The organism is Microbacterium deferens, from assembly GCF_045517775.1.
GTDB lineage: Bacteria > Actinomycetota > Actinomycetes > Actinomycetales > Microbacteriaceae > Microbacterium.
In genome coordinates this window covers 947,332-970,351 of the sequence record NZ_JBEUWT010000001.1, presented here as the reverse complement: position 1 = coordinate 970,351, position 23,020 = coordinate 947,332, and the positions used below count along the sequence as shown (strand labels likewise).

Below are 23,020 nucleotides of genomic sequence, written 5' to 3'. Positions count from 1 at the left end.
CGCATCAGGAGCTCGCCGGCATGACGAGCGACAGCAGATGGCTGCGCAGATCGAGGAACGGGCGGCTCGCTCGCGTGTCGACCTGGGAGCGCTCCGCCCCCAGCTTGACGTCGACGACCTCCCGCACCACGCTCGGGTTCTTCGAGAGCACGACGATGCGATCGCTGAGGTAGATCGCCTCGTCGATGTCGTGGGTCACGAGCACGACGGTGATGCCGAGCTCGCGGCGCACCTTGAGGATGAGGTCTTCCAGGTCGAACCTCGTCTGCGCGTCGACGGAGGCGAAGGGCTCGTCCATCAGCAGCAGCTCGGGGCGGTACGACAGTGCCCGCGCGATGGCGACGCGCTGCTGCATGCCGCCGGAGAGCTCCCACGGGTACTTCTTCTCGACATGGCCGAGTCCGACGCTCTCGAGCGTCGCGGTCACACGCGCCGCGCGCTCGGAGCGCGCGACACCGCGGGCGGCGAGCGGCAACGCGATGTTCTCCCCGTTGGTGAACCAGGGGTAGAGCGACCTGCTGTAGTCCTGGAAGACCAGACCGAGCTGCTCGGGCACCTCGGTCAGGGTGCGCCCCTCGAAGCTCACGGCACCCGAACTCGGGGAGGCGAGGCCGGAGATGCAGCGCAGGAGCGTGGTCTTGCCGGCACCGCTGGGGCCGACGATGCAGACGAACTCGCCCTTGTCGACCTCGAACGACACCGAGTCGATCGCCATGTTGGCGTGATCGGTGCCCTCGTCGTAGATCTTGCGGAGGTTGTCGACGGCGAGCACCGTCTCGGTGGCCGTGGGAAGCGCTGGTGCGATGGTCATGGTGCTCCTTAGGAAGAACCGAGCGCGCGCGACCGGTAGTACCAGCGCAGCGCACGCCTCTCGATGAAGACGAACAGGAAGTTGAGGCTCGTTCCGATCAACGCGAGCACGAGGATGCCGGTCCACATCTTCTTGATGGCGAACTCGGCCTGAGCCTGCAGGATGAAGAAGCCGATGCCGGAGTTGGCGGCGACCATCTCGCTGACGACCATCAGCACGATGCCCACCGTCAGGCTGGCACGGAGCCCCGCGGCGATCTGCGGTCCCGCGCCCGGGAGGACGAGCCGGAAGTACGTGCGCCAGCCGCCGAGGCGAAGCGCCTTCGCCGTGTCGAGCTTGACGGTGTCGACCCCGCGCATGCCGTCGAGGGTGTTCAGCAGGGTGGGCCAGATCGAACCCAGCGCGATGAGGGCGACCTGCCGGGCGTCACCGATGCCGAAGATGGCGATCATGGCGGGCAGCAGCGCCGGCGCCGGCAGCACGTAGAGGAAGTAGATCAGCGGGTTCGCCGCCACCCGGAGGTACTTCAGGCGCCACATCAGAGACCCGCCGATGATGCCCAGCAGGGTGCCGAACAGGTAGCCGATCAGGAGGTTCCGCAGGCTCACGACCGCGTTCGTCCACGCGCCGAAGACCACCCACTGGTTCCACGTGTCGGCGAGGATGGCGCTGAGCGGGGGGAAGAACGGCGATGTGGAGTTCGCCGTCGCGATCCACCACGCGGCGATCAGCAGCAGGGGGAGCCACACGGGGGTCAGCGCCTGGCCCACCCGTCGCCATCCGTTGTTCGTGCGCCGCGGGCGCACCGTCGGTACGACGCTCGTCGTCATCCTGGTCATGCCGCACCCACCTTGTTCGACGCGCGGATGTTCCGCTGGGACTCGTGCCAATGCATGACGCGTTTCTCGAGGAGGAAGAACGCGCCCGTCAGAGCGATGCCCAGCACCCCGGCCACGATGATGTACGCGTACATGGTGGGGTAGGCGACCACGCCCGAGTTCTGGGCGAGCAGGATGTTCCTGCCGATCCCCGCCGCCCCGCCGACGATCTCCGCCACGATGCAGAGGATGAGCGCCTGCGCCGACGCGATGCGCATACCGGTCACGAGGTACGGGGCGGCACTGGGGATGCTGATGGCGAGGAACCGTCGGGGTCCGCGGATCCCGAGCGCCTTCGCGGTGTCGAGCACGATCGGATCCATCGACCGCACCCCGTAGATGACCTGGATGAGGAAGGGCCAGAACGCCGCGAAGCACACGAGGAACACCTTCATCGGAAGGGTCGACCCCGCCACCAGGATCACCAGCGGCAGGATCGCGATGGCGGGGATCGCCTTGAAGATCTCGATCACGGGCGCCGCGCTGCGCTGCGCGAACCCGTTGAAGGCGAGCGCCGTGCCGATGATCAGCCCGAGACCGATCGTGATCAGCATGCCGATCACCCAGCCGATGAGCGTCGCGCCGATCGCGGGCCACACCCGCCCCGACGCGAGCTCCGACCCGAGAGCCGCCATCGTGCTCGACATCGTCGGGAACTGCGCGGGACTGACCACGCCCCCAACGGTGACGGCCTGCCAGAACAGCAGCACGATGCCGACGGTGACGACGGGCAGTGCCCAGTTCAGCCATGCATGCGGGTTCTTGCGCATCTGCCTCTCCTCTCCTCGGTGCGTGATCGCCTGCAGGAATCGCGGATCACTCGACAGCGCCGGGCCAGACCACCGTGCTGACGTCCAGGGCCTCCAGCGCCGCCTGCGCCGACTGGTCGGTGCTGAACTTCACCAGGAGGTCGCGTGCGGTCTCGAACGCGGTCAGGTTCAGCGCCGGGTCGCCGCCGACGTTCCAGCGGGCACCTTCGGCCTGCTCGGCCGTGATACCGAGGCCGTCGACGAGAGCGGCTTTCGCCGCATCCGGATCTTCCGTCGCGCCGAGCATGGACTCGGTCATCGCATCGGCGAAGGCGCGGACAGTGCGCGGGTTCTGGTCGATGAAACCCTGCGACGTGTTGAACAACGTCGTGGCCGTATCGACGAAGAGCTCGCGGTTGTTGTACCCGAGCTCGACGCCGCCGGCCGCGAGGGCCTCGGCGGCGAAGGGCCACTGCATGATGGCCGCGTCGACGTCTCCGTTCTCGAGCGCCGCCGCCATCTGCCCGAACGGCAGCTGCACGAGCTCGATGCTCGACGTGTCGGCGCCCGCGCGGTCGGCGAGCTCCCACATGGTCAGCGTGTTGTGCGAGGAGAGTCCGATGGTGGCGACCCGCTTCCCCTCGAGGTCGGCGAAGTCGGTGATCCCGGAACCCGGCGCCGCGATCGTCAGCGTGCCGTCGTCGTCGGGCTGGATCTGGCCCTCGATGGAGGTGATCGCCCGGATGGGGATGCCGTTCGCGTTGGCCGTCACCACGTGCACGACCGTGGCGAAGCCGACGTCGTACGTACCGCTCGCGAGGCCCGAGACGATCGCGGCGATGTCGGTCTGGGGTGTGATCTCCAGTTCGAGCCCGTGCTCGGCGAAGATGCCCTCCTGGATGCCGTAGTACAGCGGCGCGAACTGCGTCGACGGGTTGATCGCGACGGTGAGCGTCGCTTTCTCCGGGGCACCCGACTCCTCGCCGGATCCCGGCTGCGCCCCTGCGGAGCAGGCGACGAGGGATGCGGCGGCGATGAGCCCGATGGCGGCGGCGGCGAACTTTCGTGCGGTGGGTCTGCTCATGAGGAAACCTTCGATCCGTAGGTGCGGGGGTGAGAAGCGTCGCCCAGTCGGAGAAGGGCGGTGACGTTGCCGTGATAGATCCGTTCGCGATCCGCGTCGTCGAGGATGTCCATGTCCTGGAGGTTCGCGATGGTGTCGCGGATGTACCCGGGGCCCTTCTCCGGGTCGAACGGGGTGTCGGAACCGAAGAGCGTGTGATCGACCCCGAAGAACTTGATCGCCGTGCGCATCGAGTCGCCGGCGCCGAAGTAGGCGGTGTCGACGTAGAACTTCTTGAAGTACTCGATGGGCCGAAGCGTCAGGGGGTAGCCCTCGATGTCGGCCGCCTGGTCGGCGGGCGTACGGGCCCCGAGCTGGTCCCATCCCGGCCCGACCCGTCCGGCGAAGTGGGGGATCATCGCTCCGCCGTGGTGGATGAGGATCTTGATGTCGGGCAGCCGGTCGAAGACCCCGGAGAAGACCAATCGCGACATGAAGGCGGACAGGTCGTACTCCCAGCCGAGCGTCCACCAGATCTCGAACTTCGAGCGCTCCTCGGTCTTGTAGTCCGACCAGCTCGCGTCGCGGCAGGGGTGCACCTGGATCATCTTGTCGCCGCGTCGGGCGATCGCCTCGTAGAACGGGAAGAAGCGTTCCTGGTCCATCGGACCGCCGTGCACGTGCGTGTAGATCTGCACGCCGACGGCCCCGAGTTCGTCGAAGGCGCGCTCGGCCTCGGCGATGGCGTTGTCGACGTCGTCGAGCGCGACCGCCGCGCAGAACCCCTCGAAACGATCGGGGTTGTCGGCGACCAGCTCGGCCATCCCGTCATTGGCGATCCGGGCCAGCTCCGCCGTCCGCACTCGCGGGCCGAGATCATCGAGCGGCGGCGCGGCGGTGTTGATGATCTGTCGGTAGTCGCTGCCGAACATGTCCATGACGCGGAAGCGCTCGTCCATGTCGAAGAGTGCGGGGACTCCGCTGACCCGTTTCTGGATGTTCCGAGCCACCGCGCTGTCGGAGATCGCGAACAACCGCTCGGCGTAGGCGGCCGGCAGCACGTGGCAGAAGGCATCGATCTTCATCGAATCGGTCCTTTTCTTCCCCGTGCGTCGGTGCACCGGGATAGTCAGCGAGCTAAGCAACCTCGCCGGGGCTGGTAAAGGCAGAAGGCCCGCGGATTCCGTGATGCGGAATCACCGGGCACGCGGCATCACCGGGTGAGGTCGGACCGGATGCCGGCGGCGCACCCGCGGAGCGCGATGACCATCTCGCGGACGCGGCGGGCAGGCAGACGCGGGCTCGGCGCCGACATCGCCACTGCGGCGATCGTGGCGCCCCCGCGATCGCGCAGCGGAACGGCGACGGCGCTGAGCCCTGACACGCTCTCTTCTTGGTTCACCGCGTATCCGCGCATCAGGATCACGGCCAGTTCGTCCAGCAACTGCGTGAAGGTGCGGGTGCGCGGGGTGAATCGCCGCAGGCCCCGCGGGTACAGCTCTCGCAGGGTCTCCTTCGGAAGCTCCGCGAGCAGCAGCTTCCCGCCCGACGTCGCGTAGGCGGGGAGGAGCGTCCCCGTGAGCACGTGCGTGCGCACCCGCTGGTCGGCTTCGAATCCCGCCACGAACCTCACCGACGCGCCCTGCAGCACCAGCAGATTGACGGTCTCGCCGAGCTGCGCGGTGAGACGGGCGAGGTGCGGTTCGCTCACTTCTCGAAGGTCGATGGCCCGGGTGCTCGAGAAGCCCAGTTCGATCAGCTCCGGTCCGACGCGATAGGCGCGCGTGATGCGGTCCTGCGTCACGAATCCACGGTGCTCGAGGGTGCTCAGAATGCGGTGCGCTGTCGACGCTGCCACCCCGAGCCGGCGAGCGGCTTCGGTGACGCGCAGGTCGGGGGAGTCGCGCAGAAGAAGGAGCAGCTGCAGGGCGTGATCGACGGCGCCGACGGGATGGCGCGGTCCGGGGGTGCGCTCTAACGTCATCGTCGTGCTCGTCTCATCATCGATCTGCGAGAGCCGGTCGGGGTCCACGGTCGTCGGTGATCGCGCGGTCAGGCTGTCGCCCACGAGGGCGGTGGCGTACGGGTCGGAGGATGATACCAGTCCACCCCGCGCGACGGTGTGGGACCCCGCTCGCTGCGCTCAGCCGAGCTGGTCGGGGTGCGTCAGACGCCACCACTCGCTCGGGGGGTCGATCTCGCCCTGGATCGTCACGGGTGCGGTGGCGGTCTGCGGCCCGGCGGTCCACGTGACGGTGCCGACGACCTCGCCGTCCTCGTAGGTGACGGGCGCCGTGGTGTCCATCGTCACGGTGATCGGTGTGTCCGACCACGTGAAGATCGCGGCGTCCTCGGCGATGACCATCCGCGCCGACGATCCCCACGCCGTGGTGAGCGAGCCGACCTGCTCGCCGGCCGTGGCGACCGGCACGGTGTGGAACCCCTTGCGAAGGCTCTCGAGCGTCGCGACCACGCTCTCGTTGATCGCCGCGCTGGAGTAGCCGCCGAGGGCGACGCCCGTGACGCTGAGCGGCGCAGCGGCCCCGACGTCGAGGCTCGCCGTGTACAGGAGGTTGTAGGTGCCCTCGCCGAGGTTGCCTGTCTTGAGACCGGTGATCCCGGCGGTTCCGAGCAGCCCGTTCGTGTTGTGGACGGTGCCCGCTCCGCCCAGAGTCATCGACGGGGTCGCCGCGATCCGGGCGATGACGGGGTTCGCCGCCGCGATCTTGCCGAGAGCGAGCAGGTCGGTCGGCGTGCTCGTGTTGCGGCGGTCGAGGCCGGTGGGTTCGACGAGGGTCGTGCGGTCGAGGCCGTTCGCGGCGAGCCATCGTCGTGCGGCGCCGACGAACGCGCCCTGCGATCCGAACGCCCACGTCGACACGACCTCGGCGTAGTTGCTCGCCGAGGGGATCAGCATCGTCGCGAGGGCGTCGCGCAACGACATCTCGCTGCCGGTCGGCATCGCCGCGATCGTCGCACCGCGAACGTAGTACTCGTCGTAGAGGTCGTTGTCGGCCTCGTCGAAGGTGAGGGTCGGCCCGACGTCGTCGGCGCCGTCGAGGGGCCACGCGTCGAGCACGACGAGCGCGGTGACGAGCTTGCTGATGCTCGCCATCGGTCGAACGTCGTCCATGCCGCTGGTCAACCACACGCCGCCGGTGTCAGGACCGAGGTACTCCTCGGCCCCTGAGACGCTGATGGCTGCCGCGCCGTCGCGAAAGAGCTGGATCGCGGCGGCCGACCCGGCGGAGGCGGTCGGCGTCTGCGAGGTCACCGTCGGCGACGCCACCGGAGCGTTCAGCGCCCAGCCGACGTACGCCGTCGGCGTGCCGATCACGATCACGAGAACGGTGAGCGCGGCGACCAGGCCCCACCGTCGGCGCCTGCGTCTGCGCTGCGGGTCGATGTCGTGCTCGGAGGCGGCGGGATCACGGTTCCACAGCTCGTCGAGTCCGACCAGTCCGTCTGGCGGCGTGGTCATTGCGGGCCCCCGTCCGTCACGCTGCTTCGATCATGCACCACGTCGGCGGCGAGGGGGAGGCGCGGATCATCGCCGAGGGCGAGTGCGGGCTGCTCGGGTCAGTGGGGCTCGGCCGAGACCTGATCGACGGCGTCGGTCATCCGCTCCAGGAAGGCGACGATCGCCTCGGCCTCGGGTTCACCGACCTCGCGGGTTGCGCGCATCATCCGCTCGTGCATGTCGCCCAGCGTCGCCCGCACCGCGTCGTCGGCGCTTTCCGTCGCCGCGATCGTCACACTGCGGCGGTCGGTCGGGTGCGGACGGCGGGTGATGTAGCCCGACGACTCCAGCCTGTCGAGAAGAGCTGTCGTAGACGCCGTGGATACGCCTAAGTACTTCGCTACGTCGGTCGGGGTCGCCGCGCGCCCCTGCGTGTGGCGTCTGATGATGAACCGCAGGGCCGCGAGTTCGTTCTCGCCCATCGACATCGCCGCGCGCGTACGCCGTCGCATCGCTACTTCGGCCGCCTGATAGAGCCGAAGCGCGTGAAGCAGGCGGCGACCACGCGCGACCTGCTCCTCACTCGAGTACCAGAAGGCGCCCGTGTCGTTCAGCGTCATGGAACCATCCTCGAAATCGGCTTTGCCTAATTGCTAGCCTAACTAGTAACGTAATCAGCGAGCAACAAGCAGGGCGAGATAGCAGGGAGAAGGGTCAGTCATGGCGAAGCTTTATTACGGCAACAGCGCCGATCCGATCGAGATGCCGGACAGACTCCTGGCGCACGTGAAGGTCGTCCTGGCGACGAAGCTGCGTCGCAGCGAGAGCTTCACCCTGTCGTGGCAGCACCCCGACGACTCCGTCGGCGCACGGTCCACCGTCTGGATCCAGCCCTCCATCCCCCTGCGTTTCGTCTTCTCCTCCGCCGAGCCCGAGGCACTGGATCCCTCCTTCCTCACAGAGCTCGCGACTGCCGCCAACTCCTCGGGTGGTCTGACGATCGACACGAGCATCGAGGTGCCGGCCGCTCAGATCGCCCCCGACCGGCCTCGCGCCGTCGTGCGGGCGGCCTGATGACCACCGTCGCTCCTTCCCTGCGCAGCTTCGCCGCCCTGCGGTGGTCGGAGGTGGAGCCCGACTTCCACGTCGGCGCGCGGGACGGTGAGTTCGTCGGGTACGTCGACACGAACGCCGACGGCACCTTCGTGGCCTTCGACGGCCACTCCACGGCTGTGGGCCGGTTTCGAACGCTCGCCGACGCGAAGGCCTCGCTGCTGACGACCGACCACCCCGCCAATGTGCGTCGAGACAGACTCGCGCGCCACGTCATGCTGGGCGTCGCCACAGGCGCCGGATCGATCGCCGCCGGCCTCGCGCTCACCGCAGGAGTTCTCGCACCTATCCTCTGATCCCCCTCAGGTCACGCGACACGAGACCCGGTCTCCCTCACCAGGGCGACCGGGTCTCGTGTCGTCGGGGTCAGCTCTTCATCGCCCCGAACGTCATGTCGATGTCGGCCATCTCCATCGCGGCGGTCGCCTCGATGAGGTCGCGCAGTTCCTTGTCGGCGCCGGGAGAGAACTCCTCCGGGCGCTCCGGGGCGATCTCCAGAGGGGCTCCCTCGGGAGCCTGCTGCGACGCATCCAGGTCGGTGCCGTCATTCGACGGCGACATGCCTTGGAAGATCTTGCCGGCCTCGGACTGATCGCCCAGATCGAACGAGAACTGCTTGCTCTGCAACCCGAGGTCGACGAGGCGTTTGACCTCGGGGAACTGCTCGGCGTTCGTCTTCGGGATCGGCAGCGATGTGCGCCAGTTGACCCCCAGCGTCTCGAGGGCCTTCGCGTAGGCGTTCTCGTGAGCCTGGTCTCGCACGATCAGATACGAGATCGTCGAGCGGGCGGTCTTGTTGTCGGTCATCTCGTACATCCGGCACTTCTGCAGACGCCCGGTCGACTCCAGCATGAGGTTGTAGAGCAGGTCGAGCACGAGGTTGCCGGAGTTGTAGACGTAGCTTCCGCTCCAGGGGTTCCCGGCGGAGTCGACGGGGAGGGCACCCTGCGCCCCCACGAGGTAGTGATGGATGTTGCCGTGGTCGAGTGCGATGTTCAACGGCGTCGCCCCGGCAGCCCCGGGCTTGTCCACCGGGTCGGACTTCTTACCGTTGTACTGCGGTGAGCCTTCGAGCAGCCGGGAGATCGTGGTGCCGATGAGCTCGACGTGCGAGATCTCCTCTGTGCCGATGCCCTGGATGAGGTCCTTGTAGGGCTTCCCCGACGGTCCGCGGAAGTTGATGCTCTGGAAGAGGTACTGCATCATGGTGCGCATCTCGCCGAACTGACCGCCCAGGCCCTCCTGCAGCGCGTTCGCTGCGGCGGGGTCGGGCTCATCCTGCTCGATGGGATTGATCAGGCGCTGGAGGTGGAAGTACACGATGTTTCCTTTCGCAGGGGGAGGAAGCCAACGATCCGCTTCTTTCCCGGATCGTTCAGCCGCCTAGCCGAGCCCCCCTGTGGTCGACTACTGTCAACGGGCCGATCGGGCGATGAAGGAGAGTGCGATGAAGACACGGATGCTGGCGCGACGCGAGGTCTCGGCCATCGGTCTGGGCGCGATGCCGCTCTCGATGAACAACGACGACGTGTACCCCACCCCCGATGAGGCCGTGGCCACCGTGCATGCCGCTCTCGACGCCGGCGTCACGCTGATCGACACCGCAGACATCTACGCGCCGGCCTGGAACGAGATGGGGCACAACGAGCGCGTCGTCGCCGAGGCCGTCCGCACGTGGGCGGGCGACGCATCCGGAGTCTTCCTCACCACGAAGGGCGGGATCACCCGCTCGGACGGCGAGCGGTGGGGGCGCAACGGTTCCCTCGACTACTTGCGCTCCGCCGTCGAGGCGTCGCTGCAGAACCTCGGCGTCGACACGATCGAGTTGTACCAGTACCACCGGCCCGACCGGTCGCTCGTCTACGCCCGCATCATCGAGAACCTCGCGACGCTGCGCGACGAAGGACTCATCGGGGCGATCGGCATCTCGAACGCCAGCGTCGAGGAGATCGAGATCGCACAGGACGTGCTCGGGGAGGGAGGGCTCGCGAGCGTGCAGAACGAGTTCTCGCCGCGGCATCCCGGGAGCATCGACGAGCTGCGCCACTGCTCCGATAACGGCATCGCCTTCCTGCCGTGGAGCCCGCTGGGCGGAACGGGCGGCGGCGCACGCCGCGTCGGCGACCGGTTCTCCGCCTTCGCCGAGGTCGCTCGTGCCCACGATGTCAGCCCGCAGCGGGTGGTGCTCGCCTGGGAGCTCTCTCTCGGCGAGACGGTCATCCCGATCCCCGGTGCGCGCCGCGCCGCGTCGATCGTCGACTCGGCCGCGGCGGCCGACCTCGTGCTGAGCGACGAAGAGATCGCGCGCTGCTCGTTCTCGGTGGGTATCGACGCCTGACCGCGGCGTCTGCCGTCAGATGAGGCTGTCGGTGGCGTCGTCGTCGGTCTGATCGGCGCGCTCGCGGATCTCGTCCTCGTCCAGGGGGATGGGCGAGGTCGCGGGCGCTTCCGGCGGCTCGACGTCGGGCCCAGGGAGGCGCTCGTCGTCGCCGGCGGGCGAGGTGCTCTCGGTCATCGTGCTTCCTTCTCTCGGGTCGTGCACAACAGCCGCGTGAGCGGCCGGGTGTTTCCGACACGGCGCGGGCTGTCAACCCCCTGGGGGCTTCGTGTGCCCCGGCAGAGGGTGAAGACACACCCCCCAACGAATGGATGTGCCCTGACATGAAGGCTCTCACGTGGCAGGGGCGTCGCGACCTCGCCGTCGTCGACGTTCCGGATCCTCGGATCGAACACCCCACCGATGCGATCGTGAAGATCACCTCATCGGCCATCTGCGGATCGGATCTGCACCTCTACGAGCTGTTCGGTCCGTTCCTCGACAAGGGCGACATCCTCGGTCATGAGCCGATGGGCGTCGTCGTCGAGGTCGGGACCGCCGTGACGAAGCTCAAGGTCGGTGACCGCGTCGTCGTGCCGTTCAACATCTCGTGCGGCGAGTGCTTCATGTGCCGCCACGGTCTGCAGTCGCAGTGCGAGACGACGCAGGTCACCGAGTACGGCAGCGGGGCCTCGCTCTTCGGGTTCACCAAGCTGTACGGCCAGGTGCCCGGCGGGCAGGCGGAGCTGTTGCGCGTTCCTCTCGCCGACTACAACTCGGTCGTCGTCGGCGGCGACCTCCCCGACGAGCGATACCTGTTCTTGAGCGACATCCTGCCGACGGCCTGGCAGGGCGTGCAGTACGCCCAGGTACCCGACGGAGGAACGCTCGCGGTCGTCGGCCTCGGCCCGGTCGGCCAGTTCGTCGCGCGCATCGGCGCGCACCTCGGTTATCGCGTCATCGCGTCCGACCCCGTCGCCGAGCGCCGCGCGCTGGCCGAGAAGTACGGCGCGCAGGTCGCCGAGCCCGACGACATCGCGGCCTTGGTGAGCGAGGCCACCGAGGGCCGTGGCGCCGATGGCGTCGTGGATGCCGTCGGAATGGAAGCGCACGGCAATGCGATGGTCTCGGCGTTCCAGAAGGCGACGGCGCTGCTTCCCGACGCCATCGCGCAGCCGCTCATGGACAACGCCGGTCTCGACCGGCTCGCCGCGCTGCACTCGGCGATCGATCTCGCTCGACGCGGCGGAACGGTCTCGATCAGCGGGGTGTACGCCGGTGATGCCGACGTCATGCCGATGAAGACGATGTTCGACAAGCAGCTCACCCTCAAGATGGGTCAGTGCAACGTCAAGCGGTGGGTCGATACCCTGCTCCCGCTCGTCGAAGACCCGGCCGACCCGCTCGGTACGGCCGATCTCGTGACGCACACGGTGGGGCTCGACGACGCGCCCCACATGTACGAGGTCTTCCAGAAGAAGGAGGACGGATGCATCAAGGTGGTGGTGAAGCCCTGAGCGGGCGGTGGGCGCGCAGCAGCTCGACGCGGCCCATCGAGATCGCGCACCTGCCGCCCCTTGCGCCGCGCCAGCCGGACGCGGGCGCGGAGGGCGGGGGAGCAGAGCCCGCGACGGAGGGTGAGGAACGCGGCACGCTCCGAGACGGACCGCGGTGACGTCGCGTGTGCCGATGAGGTTTGGATGCTGCGGACGAATGCCGTAGTCTGTCCCTTTGGTGCCTCCGCCTGTCGGAGGTCACTGCGAACGTGAGCCCTCCACCGGCCTGTTCCCCGCGTTTTCGCGCGAGGCAACGACCACCGGAGCGGGATTCACGAACTCCTCCGTTCGATCCAGAAAGCAGTATCACTGTGACGCGCACATTTACCCCCAAGGCTGGCGAAATCCAGCGCGAGTGGCTTGTCATCGACGCGACCGACGTCGTGCTCGGTCGTCTCGCCTCGCACGCGGCGGTCCTCCTCCGCGGCAAGCACAAGGCCACCTTCGCCAACCACATGGACGCCGGTGACTTCGTCATCGTCATCAACGCCGAGAAGGTCGCCCTGACCGGCCAGAAGCTCGAGAAGAAGAAGGCGTACCGCCACTCCGGCTACCCGGGCGGCCTCAAGTCCGTCACCTACGGCGAGCTGATCGAGAAGAACCCCGAGCGCGCGGTCGAGAAGGCCATCCGCGGCATGCTCCCCAAGAACAGCCTGGGTGCGCAGCAGCTCCGCAAGCTCAAGGTCTACCGCGGCGCCGAGCACCCCCACGGTGCACAGCAGCCCAAGACCTACACCTTCGACCAGGTCGCCCAGTAGGCGCGAGAGACTTAGAGGATAACTATCGTGTCGGACATCGACCCCACCAACTACTCCACCGAGACGCCGCTCGACCAGGCGGCAGCCGAGGCCCCGCGCCCCGTGCTCTCCGTCCCCGGCGCGGCCGTCGGTCGCCGCAAGCAGGCCATCGCCCGCGTGCGCATCGTGCCCGGATCGGGAACGATCACGGTCAACGGCCGCTCGTTCGAGGACTACTTCCCGAACAAGCTCCACCAGCAGCTGATCAACGACCCGTTCACGGTGCTGAACCTCACCGACGCCTACGACGTCATCGTGCGCGTCTCCGGCGGTGGCCCCTCGGGCCAGGCCGGTGCCGTGCGTCTGGGTATCGCTCGCTCGCTGAACGAGATCGACCTCGAGAACAACCGCCCGGCTCTGAAGAAGGCCGGCTTCCTGTCGCGCGACGCTCGCGTCAAGGAGCGCAAGAAGGCTGGTCTCAAGAAGGCCCGTAAGGCGCCTCAGTACTCGAAGCGCTGAGTCCGGCTGCCCGTATGCCGCTGTTCGGCACGGACGGGGTGCGGGGGCTGGCCAACGGCCCCCTCACCGCCGATCTCGCACTTCACCTGGCCCAGGCGACTGCCGTCGTCCTGGGCCAGGGCCGTTCTGCCGAGGCGCGCCGCGCCGAAGGCCGCCGGCTCACCGCCGTGGTCGCACGCGATCCGCGGGTCTCGGGGGAGTTCCTCTCCGCCGCCGTGGCGGCCGGCCTCGCATCGTCGGGTGTCGACGTCCTCGACGCCGGTGTGCTTCCGACACCGGCTGCCGCCTACCTCATCGCCGACATCGATGCCGACTTCGGCGTCATGGTCTCGGCGTCGCACAACCCTGCGCCCGACAACGGCATCAAGATCTTCGCGCGCGGGGGAGTGAAGCTCCCCGACCTCGTCGAGCAGCGCATCGAGGCCGCGCTCGACGCCGAGAAGCTGCAGCCCACCGGTGCGGGTGTGGGCCGTATCCGTGTCTTCGCCGACGCGGAAGACCGCTACGTCGTGCACCTGCTCGGTTCGCTTCCGCACAGGCTCGACGGCATCCACGTCGTGCTCGACTGTGCGCACGGAGCGGCCTCGGGGGTCTCGCCCGAGACGTTCAAGGATGCGGGCGCGACGGTGACAGTGATCGGTGCCGACCCCGACGGCTTGAACATCAACGACGGCGTCGGCTCGACCTACCTCGACCACCTCGCTGAGACCGTCGTGCGCCTCGGCGCCGACGTCGGCATCGCGCACGACGGCGACGCCGACCGCTGCCTCGCCGTCGACGCGCAGGGCAAGCACATCGACGGCGATCAACTCATGGCGATCCTCGCGGTCTCGATGAAAGAACGCGGCGTCCTCGCATCCGACACGCTCGTCGCGACGGTCATGAGCAACCTCGGCCTCCACCGCGCGATGGAGGATCACGGCATCCGCGTCTTGCAGACCGCGGTGGGCGACCGCTACGTCCTCGAGGCGATGACCGAGGGGTCGTACTCGCTCGGAGGCGAGCAGTCGGGACACGTCATCATGAGCGAGCACGCGACGACCGGTGACGGTCTGCTGACCGGCCTGCACATCGTGGCCGAGATGGCGCGTCAGAACAAGACGATGGCGGAGCTCGCGTCGATCATGACGGTGTATCCGCAGGTGCTCGTGAATGTCCGCGGTGTCGATCGCACCCGCGTGGCTACGGATGAGGAGCTGCAACGCTCGGTCGAAGAGGTGCGCGCCGAACTCGGCGACACCGGGCGCGTGCTGCTGCGCGCCTCGGGCACCGAACCGCTCGTGCGCGTGATGGTCGAGGCCGCCGACGAGAAGTCCGCTCGCGAGTACGCCGACCGTCTCGCGGCCGTCGTCAGCGACCGACTGGCTCTCTGAGTCCCGCGCCAGATCCGCCGGCACCCGACGACCGTCGGGCTCCGGCGGTTCTGCGCGTTTCGGCGCCTGTCGCTAGTCGACCGGCTCGGTGAGCCCCTCGATCATGGCCAAGTAGGCGAGAGCGGCCAGCGTCCACTCGACGGGCTCGCCATCCATACCCGGCGCGATGAGGACCTCCGACGCCGACGGAGCGCCCATCCGGCGGTGCGTGACGATACCCTCGACGATCGCACCTCCCGCCGTGGCGAGGTGCTGCCAGTGCACCCCGGGTCGCGTCTGGCGACCGAGGCGCTCGCACGCGTCGGCGTAGAACTCGGTCATCGTCTCGCGGAAGGCGCGGTCCGACTCGCGCAGGGCCTCCGCGACGCGCTCTCTACGCCCCGGGGGGAGGCTCGGAAGCGTCGCGGCCAGGGCCTGGCAGGTCTGCCAGCGGGCAGAACCCGCGGTGTCCTCGACGTTCTGACGCAGTGTCAGCCGGACCGTCTCACGGAGCACCGCATACGATCCGTCGCGGTCACGCGACCCGTCGGGGCGCAGCATCCGATGCCCGTGCTCGGCGATGGTGCGCTCGACGACATCGAGCGTGGCTTCGAAGATCCCCTCCGATCCGTCGCTCTCGCTCAGCAGCTGCACCATCAGACTCGTGAGCAACTCTTCTTTGCCGCCGAACGCGGCGAAAGCAGAGCTGCGAGGCACCCCGACCTGCCGGATGAGTTCCTCCATGTTGAGGTGATGGAGGCTCACCGTGACGCCGCCCTCCGACAGCATCGCGCTCCCCGCGCGAAGCACGCGCGACCGGAGCTCGGCCCGGGGGAGACGTCGGGAGCGCGAGTTCTGGACTGTGAGTCCTGAGTCTTGTCTTGTCGCGCTCTCTCCCATATCGTCGAGACTACCGACGGGATGCGCACCGTGCTCCGCACACGAAATCGCATCGCACCGGGGGGTCGTCGGTGTTCGCACCGCGTGCCCGGGAAGCTCGCGGAAGACGCGACTCCCGGGCACGTGCGGGTGCGCCCGAGAGACCCGAGGATGACGTCGTGTTTCGCGTCTGGCCCGTCGTCGCCCCGACGTGCTTATAGTGGAGGGGCAACGTAAGCCGTTGTGGGCCACCGGGCCAAAAGATCTCGGTGGAATGTGAGAGACGTCGACGTCGTCGAGTCCGCATGGTCCTCGGCTTCGATCTTCTCGTCGTCTCCTTTCCTGTTCCTCCGGCGGAAGTGCGAGATTTCGAATGACGGTAAAAGTAGCGGTGGTCGTGGGCAACCCGAAGCCGCAGTCCAGAACACTGAAAGTGGCGACCACCCTGGTGGACCGCCTGCTCGAGCCCGGGTCGTTCGACCTGACGGTGATCGACCTCGTCGATCACCAGGCCGAGATCTTCGCGTGGCCGAGCGACGAGCTCGCGCGGCTGAACACCCTGGTCGCCGAGAGCGACCTCGTCGTGTTCGCGTCTCCCACCTACAAAGCCACCTTCACGGGCCTGTTGAAGTCGTTCCTCGACCGCTACCCGGCCAACGGCCTTCGCGGCGTCGTGGCGATTCCCGTCCTGACGGGGGCCGACCAGACCCACTCGATGGGGCCGACGTACACGTTCGCTCCGCTCCTCGCCGAGCTCGGAGCCGTCGTTCCCGGCCGGGGCTTCTACTTCGTCTCGAGCCAGATGGACCGGCTCGACGAGCTGGTGGAGGCCGCCGCCGAGGAGTACCGATCCAATTTCGGCCGCGTCGCCGCTCTCGCGACGTCGGCATCTCGGAAGGAGGAGGTGGCACGATGACGATTTCGCCGCATCCGTCCGCCGCCATCGATCAGCGGACTCTCCGCGACACGCTCGGGCACTTCGCGTCGGGCGTCACGATCATCAGCGGGATCGACGACGCCGGACCCATCGGCTTCACCTGCCAGTCGTTCTACAGCGTCTCGATGGACCCGCCTCTGGTGTCCTTCAGCGTCATGAAGACGTCCACCACCTACCCGCGCATCCGCGAGACGGGCGCCTTCGCCGTCAACGTGCTCTCCGACCACCAGCACGGGATCTCGTCGCAGTTCGCGCGCAAGGGGACTGACAAGTGGGCCGGGGTCTCGTGGCGTCCGACCGCCGCGGGCAACCCGGTCATCGACGACTCGTCGATGTGGCTGGACTGCGAGATCTGGGCCGAGCACGAGGCCGGCGATCACCTCATCGTGATCGGCCGGGTGGTCGAGACGAGCCCCGCCGAATGGCATCGGCACGAGCCCCTGCTGTACTTCAAGGGCGCGTACCGGCATCTGCGCGGCCTCGCCAGCTGAGACCGGTTTCGCTCAGCCCTGGGCGAGCGATTCGATGTAGCGCAGCAGCACTCCCTCTCGAAGCGCCCAGGGCGACACCTCGAGCTCGTCGACGTCCATGGCCTTCATCGCCTGGTGCAGCACGACCGCGCCGGCGACGATCTGGAACGTGCGGTCGGGGGTGATCCCGGGAAGCTCTTGGCGCGCCTCGGCGGGGATGCGCGCGAGACGGGGGATCCAGTCCTTCAGCGCCGTGCGCGGCAGCACCATGCGTTCGATGCCCGACCAGCCCGGCACGGGGAATCCGGCGAGCTTCGCGAGCGAACGGATGGCCTTCGACGAGCCGACGACATGGTCGGGGCGGGGGAGTGCGGCGAACCTCTCGGCGACGGGGGCCAGGACGGATGCGGCGTGGTTGCGCAGCGCCTCGATCTCGCCGTCGCGAGGCGGGTCGTCGGGGAGGAACTGCACCGTCATCCGCCCGGCGCCCAGGGCGACGGACTCCGCGAGGTCGGGCAGCTCGTCGGCGCCGCCGGCGATCTCGAGCGAGCCTCCGCCGATGTCGAAGAGCAGGATCTGACCGGCCGACCACCCGAACCACCGACGCACGGCGAGGAAGGTGAAGCGCGCCTCGGTCTCGCCGCCGAGCACCTGCAGAGGCTGTCCCAGCGCGGCCTCGATGCGCGCGATCACCTCGGCGCCGTTGACGGCGTCGCGGACGGCGGAGGTCGCCGTGGCCAGCAGCTCGTCGACGCCCTCGGTCTCGGCGCGAAGACGTGCCCGGGTCACGGCTTCGACGAGGGCGCTCACGCCCTCTTCGGAGATCGCGCCGTCGGGAGTGAGGTACCGCATCAGGCGCAGGACCGTGCGGTCGCTCGTCCGAGCGGTCGGGCGCCCTCCGGCCCGGGCCGTCGCGACGAGCAGATGGACGGTGTTCGAACCGATGTCGAGAACCCCGAGACGCACCCTCCGACCTTACCGGCGCCGCGTCGGCTCGCCGCGCAGCGCGTCGGCCGGCCGGGGGTAGGGTCGGAGGGTGTCCGCCGCCGAGACCGCTGCACCCGCGCCGTCGCTGAGCCCGTATCGCGACATCGCCCGCGCCGAGTGGGCACGGATGGCCGCCGGCATGCCGCAGCCGCTCACCGAGACCGAGGTCGTGCAGCTGCGCGGAATCGGAGACCGGCTCGACCTGCGCGAGGTGCGCGAGGTGTACCTGCCCCTCAGCCGACTGCTCAGCCTCTACGCCACCGCCACCCGACGGCTCGGCGCGGCGACGAGCGACTTCCTCGGCGAGCCCGATGCCACCACTCCGTTCGTCATCGGCGTCGCCGGCTCGGTCGCCGTCGGCAAGTCCACGATCGCGCGCCTCCTGCGAGAGCTCATGAGCCGATGGTCGGACACGCCCCGGGTGGAGCTCGTCACCACCGATGGCTTCCTCTACTCCAACGACGAGCTCGAGCGCCGCGGCATCATGCACCGTAAGGGGTTCCCCGAGTCGTACGACCGCCGCTCCCTCGTCGACTTCGTCCGTCGCGTCAAGAGCGGCGATCCCGTGGTGCAGGCGCCGTTCTACTCGCACATGCGGTACGACATCATGCCCGACGCGCACGTGACGGTGAACCGACCCGACGTGGTCATCGTGGAGGGGCTGAACGTGCTGCAGCCGCCGCCCTCCCCGAACGAGGTGGCCGTGAGCGACCTGTTCGACTTCTCCATCTACGTCGACGCGCAGGCGGCCGACATCGAAGCCTGGTACGTCAGCCGGTTCCTCGCACTGCGTCAGGGAGCTTTCGCCGATCCCACGTCCTATTTCCGTGTCTTCGCCGAACTCAGCGACGACGAGGCCGTGCAGACGGCCCTGAAGTACTGGAACGAGATCAACCTCCCCAACCTGGAGGAGAACGTTCTGCCGACTCGTCATCGGGCGACCCTGGTGCTGCAGAAATCCGCCGACCACTCGGTCGAGCGCGTGCTTCTGCGCAAGGTCTGACGGCGCAGCATCCGCTCGACAGACAGCGGCGCGCGCGAGGCTGCGACGCCCGTCGAGGGCCCGCGCGCCCGCGGGATTTCGCCGCGACCCAGTAGTCACTACGGGGATGACGGATGCGGCGCGCCTCAGTAGTACCGGGACTCGGGATTACCTACGGGCCTGCCCCGGCTGCTGTTCAGGTCGCTCACAGCTTCACCTACGTTCGGGGCTAACGCCGCGCGCTCGCCCACACAGATGCGCGGAGACCGTCGATGACGACCGGAGCCGGGAGCAGCACACATGAGTCTCGATCGCACACGCGTCCCCAAAATCAGGCAGAAAGTCCGCGCCCGCACTCGGAGCCTCGCTCTGCGGGCGACCGCGATGGTCGGCGTCAGCGCGCTGGCCGTGTTCGGTGGAGCCACCGCGGCGCAGGCCGCGCCGGGCGATTCGTCGAACGCCAGCGGCACCTTCCTCGGCGGCTCGATCCTCGACCTGATCGATCTCGACGCTCTGGTCAACCTCGAAGGCGCGCAGGCGAGCAACGACGGCACGCCTCCCGAGGTGGTCGACGTCAACACGCTCGATCTCGGTGCCCTGGGCGTGGTGAACGTGACGGCGGAGGGCGGGATCCAGATCCCGATCAGCTTCGCCGACGCGGGTGTTCTCGGGCAGTACGCCAGCGCCGACTCGGACGGTTCGTCATACGGTTCGTCCGGCGCCGTCGGCTCCGACGGTGTCGTCGGCGCCGGCCCGGTGCCCGGCTCGCCTCCCGGGCCCCTGACGCTCGACCTGACCGCAGCGGCCGGTGCGCTGGGGCTGCCGCCCGCGCTCGTCAACGATGTCGCCGACGTCGACCTGTCCGTCGGCGTCGTGTCGGCCCAGGCCGAGCTCGTCGGCGCCACGGGCGTCACCCGCGACTACACGATCGCCGACACGACGCTCACGCTCCAGAGCAACACCGTCTCCGGCCTCGCGGGCACCGTCAACTCGGCCATCACGCCGGTGCAGACGACCGTCGACGGGCTGCAGGCCACGATCAACGATCTCGTGAACGGGGTTGCCGGGTTCGCTCTCTCTTCGGACCTCACGGTCGATACCGCGAGCCTCACCGGCGCCGTCTCGAGCCTGTTGACCGGCCCGATCACGAGCCCCGACTACCCCGGGGTGGTCGTCAACCTCTCGACCGGGGTCATCTCGATCGATCTCGAGCAGATCGTCGATCTCAACAACCTGGGTGTCGGGCAGGAGATCCTCAGCGGCGCAACCGTCCAGTACATCGAGGAAGCGGTCTTGGATGCGATCGACGGCACGCTCGCCGACGTCACCCAGACCCTCGTGGAGGCGATCCGCGGTTTGACCGTCACCGGCGGCGTCGACATCGATCTCGGCTTCCTCGGCACGCTGGACGCGCTCGCCGTGAACACGACGGTCGGCGCCCTCGCCGACGGCAGCACGGCCGGCATCACCCTGCTCGGTCTCCCCGTACCCGCCCCGGGGCTGATCGGGGCTGTGGTCGGCGTTCTCACCGCGCCACTGGACGCCGTCATCGACTCCGTCGCAGGAGTGGCCACCGCAGCGCTCCAACCCGTCAACGACGTGCTGCTCGAGGTGATCGATCTCGTCCTCCCCGGAGTCATCAGCCTGACGGCGAACAACCAGTCGGAGGCGGCGGGCGAGTACTCCATCACCGCGCTGATCCTGACGGTGCTGCCGGCGGTCGGCGGCGGCGTGCTCACGATCGACCTCGCGAATGCAACGGTCGGCCCGAACGCGATCGACGCCAACCCCGACGTCACGATCACCGCGCCCACCCCCGGTCAGGTCTTCACGGTTCCCGACGCGGACGACACGGCGGACGTGACCGTCACGGGTACGGGAGCGGACGGCGCGACCATCAGCGTCGCGATCCCCGGCCAGACGACGCAGCCCGCCGACGTCGTCGACGGCGTCTGGACGGCGACCTTCCCCGACCTGCCGGTCGGCACCTACACCGCTACGGCGACGCAGGACGTCGACGGTTCCGTCGCATCCGTCTCCTTCTCGGTGGCTGCGGCTCCCGACGTCGTCATCACCGCTCCGGTCGACGGAGACCAGTTTTCCGTCGCCGGCCCCCTCGACACGACCGACGTGGTCGTCTCGGGCACCGGCGCGGTCGACTCCATCGTCGAGGTCGAGCTCAGCAACGGCGACAGCGAGCCCGTCACCGTGGGTCCGGAGGGCACCTGGACGGTGACCTTCGAAGGCCTCCCGGTCGGGGCTTACACCGCCACCGCCACCCAAGAGATCGACGGCTCGACCGACACGGTCGACTTCTCCGTCGTCGAAGCGGCCGACGTGCAGATCCAGCAGCCGGTCGACGGCGCGGAGTTCGTCGTCGACGGCCCCGGTGACGTGACCGACGTGACCGTGTCGGGCATCGGTGCCCCGGGAGCGTCGATCGAGGTGACGATCCCCGGTATCGGAACGGAGACGGCCGAGGTCGACCAGGACGGCGAGTGGGAAGTGGTCTTCGAAGACCTTCCTGTCGCCGAGTACACCGCGACCGCCGTGCAGGATGTCGACGACTCGACCGATTCGGTGACGTTCGAGGTCATCGCGGCCATCGACGTGACGATCCTCGCTCCGGTCGACGGCACGAGCATCTTCGTGGACGACGACGGCGACACCATCGACGTGACGGTCTCGGGTACGGGCCAGCCCGGCGAGACGGTCACCGTGACCATCCCCGATCAGGCGACGCCCGCAGCGGTGACCGTGCTGGCAGACGGAACGTGGTCGGTGACCTTCCCGAATCTCCCCGTGGGCGACTACACCGCCACGGCGACCCAGAGCGACGGATCGACCGACACGACCTCGTTCGCGATCGCGCCCGAAGACGACGTGGCCATCGCCACGCCGACCCCCGGCCAGGTGATCGTGGTGCCCGACGCGGGTGACACCACCGACGTGCTCGTCTCGGGAACCGGACAGCCGGGGGCGACCATCACCGTCGTCCTCGACGGTGGCGAGTCTCTCACCGACGAGGTCGATGGCGACGGCAACTGGAGTGTCCTCTTCGACGACGTGGGCGAGGGCGGACACACCGCGGTCGCGACCCAGGACGTCGATGGATCGACCGACAGCGTGGACTTCTCGATCGAGGAGGCCGACGACGTGGTGATCGAGGAGCCGGCGGACGGCGAGACGATCCTCGTCGACGGACCGGCCGACATGGCGGTCGTCGAGGTCTCGGGCATCGGGCAGCCGGGTGCGGTCATCACCCTCACCGGCGACATCCCGACGCAGACCGCGACCGTGAACGAGCAAGGGGTATGGACGGCGACACTGCCGGCTCTCGGGCTCGGCGAATACACGGTCACCGCGACACAGGACATCGACGGGTCGACCGACACGGTGACCTTCGAGATCGACGACCGCGCCGACGTGACGATCATCGATCCGGATGACGGCGACGTGATCCTGGTGCCGGACGCGGGCGATACCACCACCATCACCGTGACAGGAACGGGCAACCCCGGCTCCACCGTCACCGTGACGATCCCGGGTCTCGACCCGGTGGACACCGAGGTGGGAGAAGACGGCACGTGGACGGTCGATGTGCCGAACGTCCCCGAGGGCGAGCAGGTCATCACCGCGACCCAGGACGATGGGTCGTCGACGACGGTGACCGTCTCGGTCGAGGCCGCGGACGACGTCACCATCACGTCGCCCGACCCCGGTGAGGAGTTCACCGTCGACGGTGTCGACGACACGACGGACGTCGTGGTCACCGGAACCGGGCAGCCGGGAGCGACGGTCACCGTCGCGCTCGAGGGCACCGATCTCGAAGAGGTCGCGGTCGTGCTCGAGAACGGCACCTGGACCGTCACGTTCGAAGATGTCGAGGTCGGTGACTACACCGTCGTTGCCACGCAGGACGTGGACGACTCGGAGGCCGAGGTCGACTTCTCGGTGGCCGCCGAGGGAGCGGTCGACGCGATCGACGCCGACGCTGACGGTATGGATGCCGACGGTGTGGACGCCGATGGCATGGATGCCGACGGTGTGGATGCTGACGGCATGGACGCCGATGGCATGGATGCTGACGGCATGGACGCTGACGGTATGGACGCTGACGGCGTGGATGCTGACGCGGATGCTGACGGCATGGACGCTGACGGCATGGACGCTGACGGCGTGGATGCTGATGCGGATGCCGATGGCATGG

Annotated in this window: 23 protein-coding genes; 11 read left to right on the top strand and 12 right to left on the bottom strand. The window is 68.4% G+C overall.

Annotated features, from left to right (window positions below):
• Positions 1-4 precede the first annotated feature (4 nt).
• The 8 genes from ABTU82_RS04640 to ABTU82_RS04605 form a co-directional block, all read right to left on the bottom strand.
• Entirely contained in the window at positions 5-811 is an 807-nt protein-coding gene (locus ABTU82_RS04640; protein ID WP_116648621.1) for an ABC transporter ATP-binding protein, read from the bottom strand.
• Positions 812-819: 8 nt separating this feature from the next.
• The gene (locus ABTU82_RS04635; RefSeq protein WP_116648622.1) at positions 820-1,650 is read right to left on the bottom strand and encodes an ABC transporter permease; all 831 of its coding nucleotides are present in this window, start codon (positions 1,648-1,650) and stop codon (positions 820-822) included.
• A complete protein-coding gene (locus ABTU82_RS04630; protein WP_116648623.1) occupies positions 1,647-2,459 on the bottom strand; it encodes an ABC transporter permease in 813 nt (270 codons plus the stop codon). The genes ABTU82_RS04635 and ABTU82_RS04630 overlap by 4 nt, the downstream gene beginning before the upstream one ends.
• Positions 2,460-2,505: 46 nt before the next feature.
• The gene (locus ABTU82_RS04625) at positions 2,506-3,522 is read right to left on the bottom strand and encodes an ABC transporter substrate-binding protein (protein WP_116648624.1); all 1,017 of its coding nucleotides are present in this window, start codon (positions 3,520-3,522) and stop codon (positions 2,506-2,508) included.
• A complete protein-coding gene (locus ABTU82_RS04620) occupies positions 3,519-4,586 on the bottom strand; it encodes an amidohydrolase family protein (RefSeq protein ID WP_407172013.1) in 1,068 nt (355 codons plus the stop codon). The genes ABTU82_RS04625 and ABTU82_RS04620 overlap by 4 nt, the downstream gene beginning before the upstream one ends.
• Before the next feature lie 128 nt (positions 4,587-4,714).
• Positions 4,715-5,569: an IclR family transcriptional regulator gene (locus ABTU82_RS04615; RefSeq protein ID WP_407172011.1), complete on the bottom strand. Its 855-nt coding sequence runs from the start codon at positions 5,567-5,569 to the stop codon at positions 4,715-4,717.
• Between the two features lie 75 nt (positions 5,570-5,644).
• Positions 5,645-6,982, bottom strand: a complete 1,338-nt coding sequence (locus tag ABTU82_RS04610; protein ID WP_407172009.1) for a D-alanyl-D-alanine carboxypeptidase family protein — start codon at positions 6,980-6,982, stop codon at positions 5,645-5,647.
• A 98-nt stretch (positions 6,983-7,080) separates the two neighbouring features.
• A complete protein-coding gene (locus ABTU82_RS04605; protein WP_407172007.1) occupies positions 7,081-7,581 on the bottom strand; it encodes a MarR family winged helix-turn-helix transcriptional regulator in 501 nt (166 codons plus the stop codon).
• A 100-nt stretch (positions 7,582-7,681) separates the two neighbouring features.
• Between ABTU82_RS04605 and ABTU82_RS04600 the strand changes: the two genes are divergently transcribed.
• On the top strand, positions 7,682-8,035 hold the full coding sequence (locus ABTU82_RS04600) for a DUF7882 family protein (RefSeq protein ID WP_407172005.1): 354 nt from the start codon (positions 7,682-7,684) through the stop codon (positions 8,033-8,035).
• Entirely contained in the window at positions 8,035-8,370 is a 336-nt protein-coding gene (locus ABTU82_RS04595; protein WP_116648630.1) for a hypothetical protein, read from the top strand. The genes ABTU82_RS04600 and ABTU82_RS04595 overlap by 1 nt, the downstream gene beginning before the upstream one ends.
• A gap of 70 nt (positions 8,371-8,440) precedes the next feature.
• On the opposite strand, the gene ABTU82_RS04590 is transcribed toward ABTU82_RS04595, so the two are convergent.
• Positions 8,441-9,394 carry a manganese catalase family protein gene (locus ABTU82_RS04590; protein WP_407172003.1) on the bottom strand — a complete coding sequence of 318 codons (954 nt, stop codon included), beginning with the start codon at positions 9,392-9,394 and terminating at the stop codon, positions 8,441-8,443.
• Between the two features lie 127 nt (positions 9,395-9,521).
• On the opposite strand from ABTU82_RS04590, the gene ABTU82_RS04585 reads away from it, so the two are divergent.
• On the top strand, positions 9,522-10,412 hold the full coding sequence (locus ABTU82_RS04585) for an aldo/keto reductase (protein WP_407172001.1): 891 nt from the start codon (positions 9,522-9,524) through the stop codon (positions 10,410-10,412).
• Between the two features lie 15 nt (positions 10,413-10,427).
• On the opposite strand, the gene ABTU82_RS04580 is transcribed toward ABTU82_RS04585, so the two are convergent.
• Complete coding sequence (locus tag ABTU82_RS04580) at positions 10,428-10,589, bottom strand: hypothetical protein (protein ID WP_407172000.1); 162 nt, start codon at positions 10,587-10,589, stop codon at positions 10,428-10,430.
• Between the two features lie 146 nt (positions 10,590-10,735).
• Between ABTU82_RS04580 and ABTU82_RS04575 the strand changes: the two genes are divergently transcribed.
• The 4 genes from ABTU82_RS04575 to glmM all read left to right on the top strand — a co-directional run bounded on the left by ABTU82_RS04575 (position 10,736) and on the right by glmM (position 14,576).
• Entirely contained in the window at positions 10,736-11,908 is a 1,173-nt protein-coding gene (locus tag ABTU82_RS04575; RefSeq protein WP_116648632.1) for an alcohol dehydrogenase catalytic domain-containing protein, read from the top strand.
• A gap of 350 nt (positions 11,909-12,258) precedes the next feature.
• Positions 12,259-12,705, top strand: a complete 447-nt coding sequence (gene rplM, locus ABTU82_RS04570) for a 50S ribosomal protein L13 (protein ID WP_116648633.1) — start codon at positions 12,259-12,261, stop codon at positions 12,703-12,705.
• Positions 12,706-12,732: 27 nt separating this feature from the next.
• The gene (gene rpsI, locus ABTU82_RS04565; protein WP_183042348.1) at positions 12,733-13,203 is read left to right on the top strand and encodes a 30S ribosomal protein S9; all 471 of its coding nucleotides are present in this window, start codon (positions 12,733-12,735) and stop codon (positions 13,201-13,203) included.
• Between the two features lie 14 nt (positions 13,204-13,217).
• Complete coding sequence (glmM, locus tag ABTU82_RS04560; protein ID WP_116648635.1) at positions 13,218-14,576, top strand: phosphoglucosamine mutase; 1,359 nt, start codon at positions 13,218-13,220, stop codon at positions 14,574-14,576.
• 72 nt (positions 14,577-14,648) lie between these two features.
• Here the strand turns inward: glmM and ABTU82_RS04555 are convergent, their stop codons facing one another.
• Positions 14,649-15,344, bottom strand: a complete 696-nt coding sequence (locus ABTU82_RS04555; protein ID WP_116648636.1) for a hypothetical protein — start codon at positions 15,342-15,344, stop codon at positions 14,649-14,651.
• Between the two features lie 463 nt (positions 15,345-15,807).
• On the opposite strand from ABTU82_RS04555, the gene ABTU82_RS04550 reads away from it, so the two are divergent.
• A complete protein-coding gene (locus ABTU82_RS04550; protein ID WP_116648682.1) occupies positions 15,808-16,350 on the top strand; it encodes an NADPH-dependent FMN reductase in 543 nt (180 codons plus the stop codon).
• Positions 16,347-16,862: a flavin reductase family protein gene (locus tag ABTU82_RS04545; protein WP_116648637.1), complete on the top strand. Its 516-nt coding sequence runs from the start codon at positions 16,347-16,349 to the stop codon at positions 16,860-16,862. Before ABTU82_RS04550 ends, ABTU82_RS04545 begins: the two co-directional genes overlap by 4 nt.
• A gap of 12 nt (positions 16,863-16,874) precedes the next feature.
• Here ABTU82_RS04545 and ABTU82_RS04540 read toward each other — a convergent pair whose 3' ends face one another.
• The gene (locus tag ABTU82_RS04540) at positions 16,875-17,807 is read right to left on the bottom strand and encodes a Ppx/GppA phosphatase family protein (protein WP_116648638.1); all 933 of its coding nucleotides are present in this window, start codon (positions 17,805-17,807) and stop codon (positions 16,875-16,877) included.
• 70 nt (positions 17,808-17,877) lie between these two features.
• Here ABTU82_RS04540 and coaA point away from each other — a divergent pair, with 70 nt between their 5' ends.
• Together coaA and ABTU82_RS04530 are read left to right on the top strand one after the other, a co-directional pair.
• Entirely contained in the window at positions 17,878-18,831 is a 954-nt protein-coding gene (gene coaA / locus ABTU82_RS04535) for a type I pantothenate kinase (RefSeq protein WP_116648639.1), read from the top strand.
• 363 nt (positions 18,832-19,194) lie between these two features.
• The coding region (locus tag ABTU82_RS04530) for a choice-of-anchor G family protein (RefSeq protein WP_407171996.1) at positions 19,195-23,020 on the top strand (3,826 nt) is incomplete at its 3' end.

What these genes read in the sequence shown, in the direction of transcription:
- ABTU82_RS04635 (WP_116648622.1), bottom strand. Translation starts at nt 1,650, where the DNA reads ATGACCAGGATGACGACGAGCGTCGTACCGACGGTGCGCCCGCGGCGC.
- ABTU82_RS04600 (WP_407172005.1), top strand. Translation starts at nt 7,682, where the DNA reads ATGGCGAAGCTTTATTACGGCAACAGCGCCGATCCGATCGAGATGCCG.
- ABTU82_RS04545 (WP_116648637.1), top strand. Translation starts at nt 16,347, where the DNA reads ATGACGATTTCGCCGCATCCGTCCGCCGCCATCGATCAGCGGACTCTC.
- ABTU82_RS04610 (WP_407172009.1), bottom strand. Translation starts at nt 6,982, where the DNA reads ATGACCACGCCGCCAGACGGACTGGTCGGACTCGACGAGCTGTGGAAC.
- ABTU82_RS04555 (WP_116648636.1), bottom strand. Translation starts at nt 15,344, where the DNA reads ATGCTGTCGGAGGGCGGCGTCACGGTGAGCCTCCATCACCTCAACATG.
- ABTU82_RS04625 (WP_116648624.1), bottom strand. Translation starts at nt 3,522, where the DNA reads ATGAGCAGACCCACCGCACGAAAGTTCGCCGCCGCCGCCATCGGGCTC.
- ABTU82_RS04575 (WP_116648632.1), top strand. Translation starts at nt 10,736, where the DNA reads ATGAAGGCTCTCACGTGGCAGGGGCGTCGCGACCTCGCCGTCGTCGAC.
- ABTU82_RS04550 (WP_116648682.1), top strand. Translation starts at nt 15,808, where the DNA reads ATGACGGTAAAAGTAGCGGTGGTCGTGGGCAACCCGAAGCCGCAGTCC.
- ABTU82_RS04580 (WP_407172000.1), bottom strand. Translation starts at nt 10,589, where the DNA reads ATGACCGAGAGCACCTCGCCCGCCGGCGACGACGAGCGCCTCCCTGGG.
- ABTU82_RS04620 (WP_407172013.1), bottom strand. Translation starts at nt 4,586, where the DNA reads ATGAAGATCGATGCCTTCTGCCACGTGCTGCCGGCCGCCTACGCCGAG.
- ABTU82_RS04605 (WP_407172007.1), bottom strand. Translation starts at nt 7,581, where the DNA reads ATGACGCTGAACGACACGGGCGCCTTCTGGTACTCGAGTGAGGAGCAG.
- ABTU82_RS04595 (WP_116648630.1), top strand. Translation starts at nt 8,035, where the DNA reads ATGACCACCGTCGCTCCTTCCCTGCGCAGCTTCGCCGCCCTGCGGTGG.
- glmM (WP_116648635.1), top strand. Translation starts at nt 13,218, where the DNA reads ATGCCGCTGTTCGGCACGGACGGGGTGCGGGGGCTGGCCAACGGCCCC.
- ABTU82_RS04585 (WP_407172001.1), top strand. Translation starts at nt 9,522, where the DNA reads ATGAAGACACGGATGCTGGCGCGACGCGAGGTCTCGGCCATCGGTCTG.
- ABTU82_RS04630 (WP_116648623.1), bottom strand. Translation starts at nt 2,459, where the DNA reads ATGCGCAAGAACCCGCATGCATGGCTGAACTGGGCACTGCCCGTCGTC.
- ABTU82_RS04640 (WP_116648621.1), bottom strand. Translation starts at nt 811, where the DNA reads ATGACCATCGCACCAGCGCTTCCCACGGCCACCGAGACGGTGCTCGCC.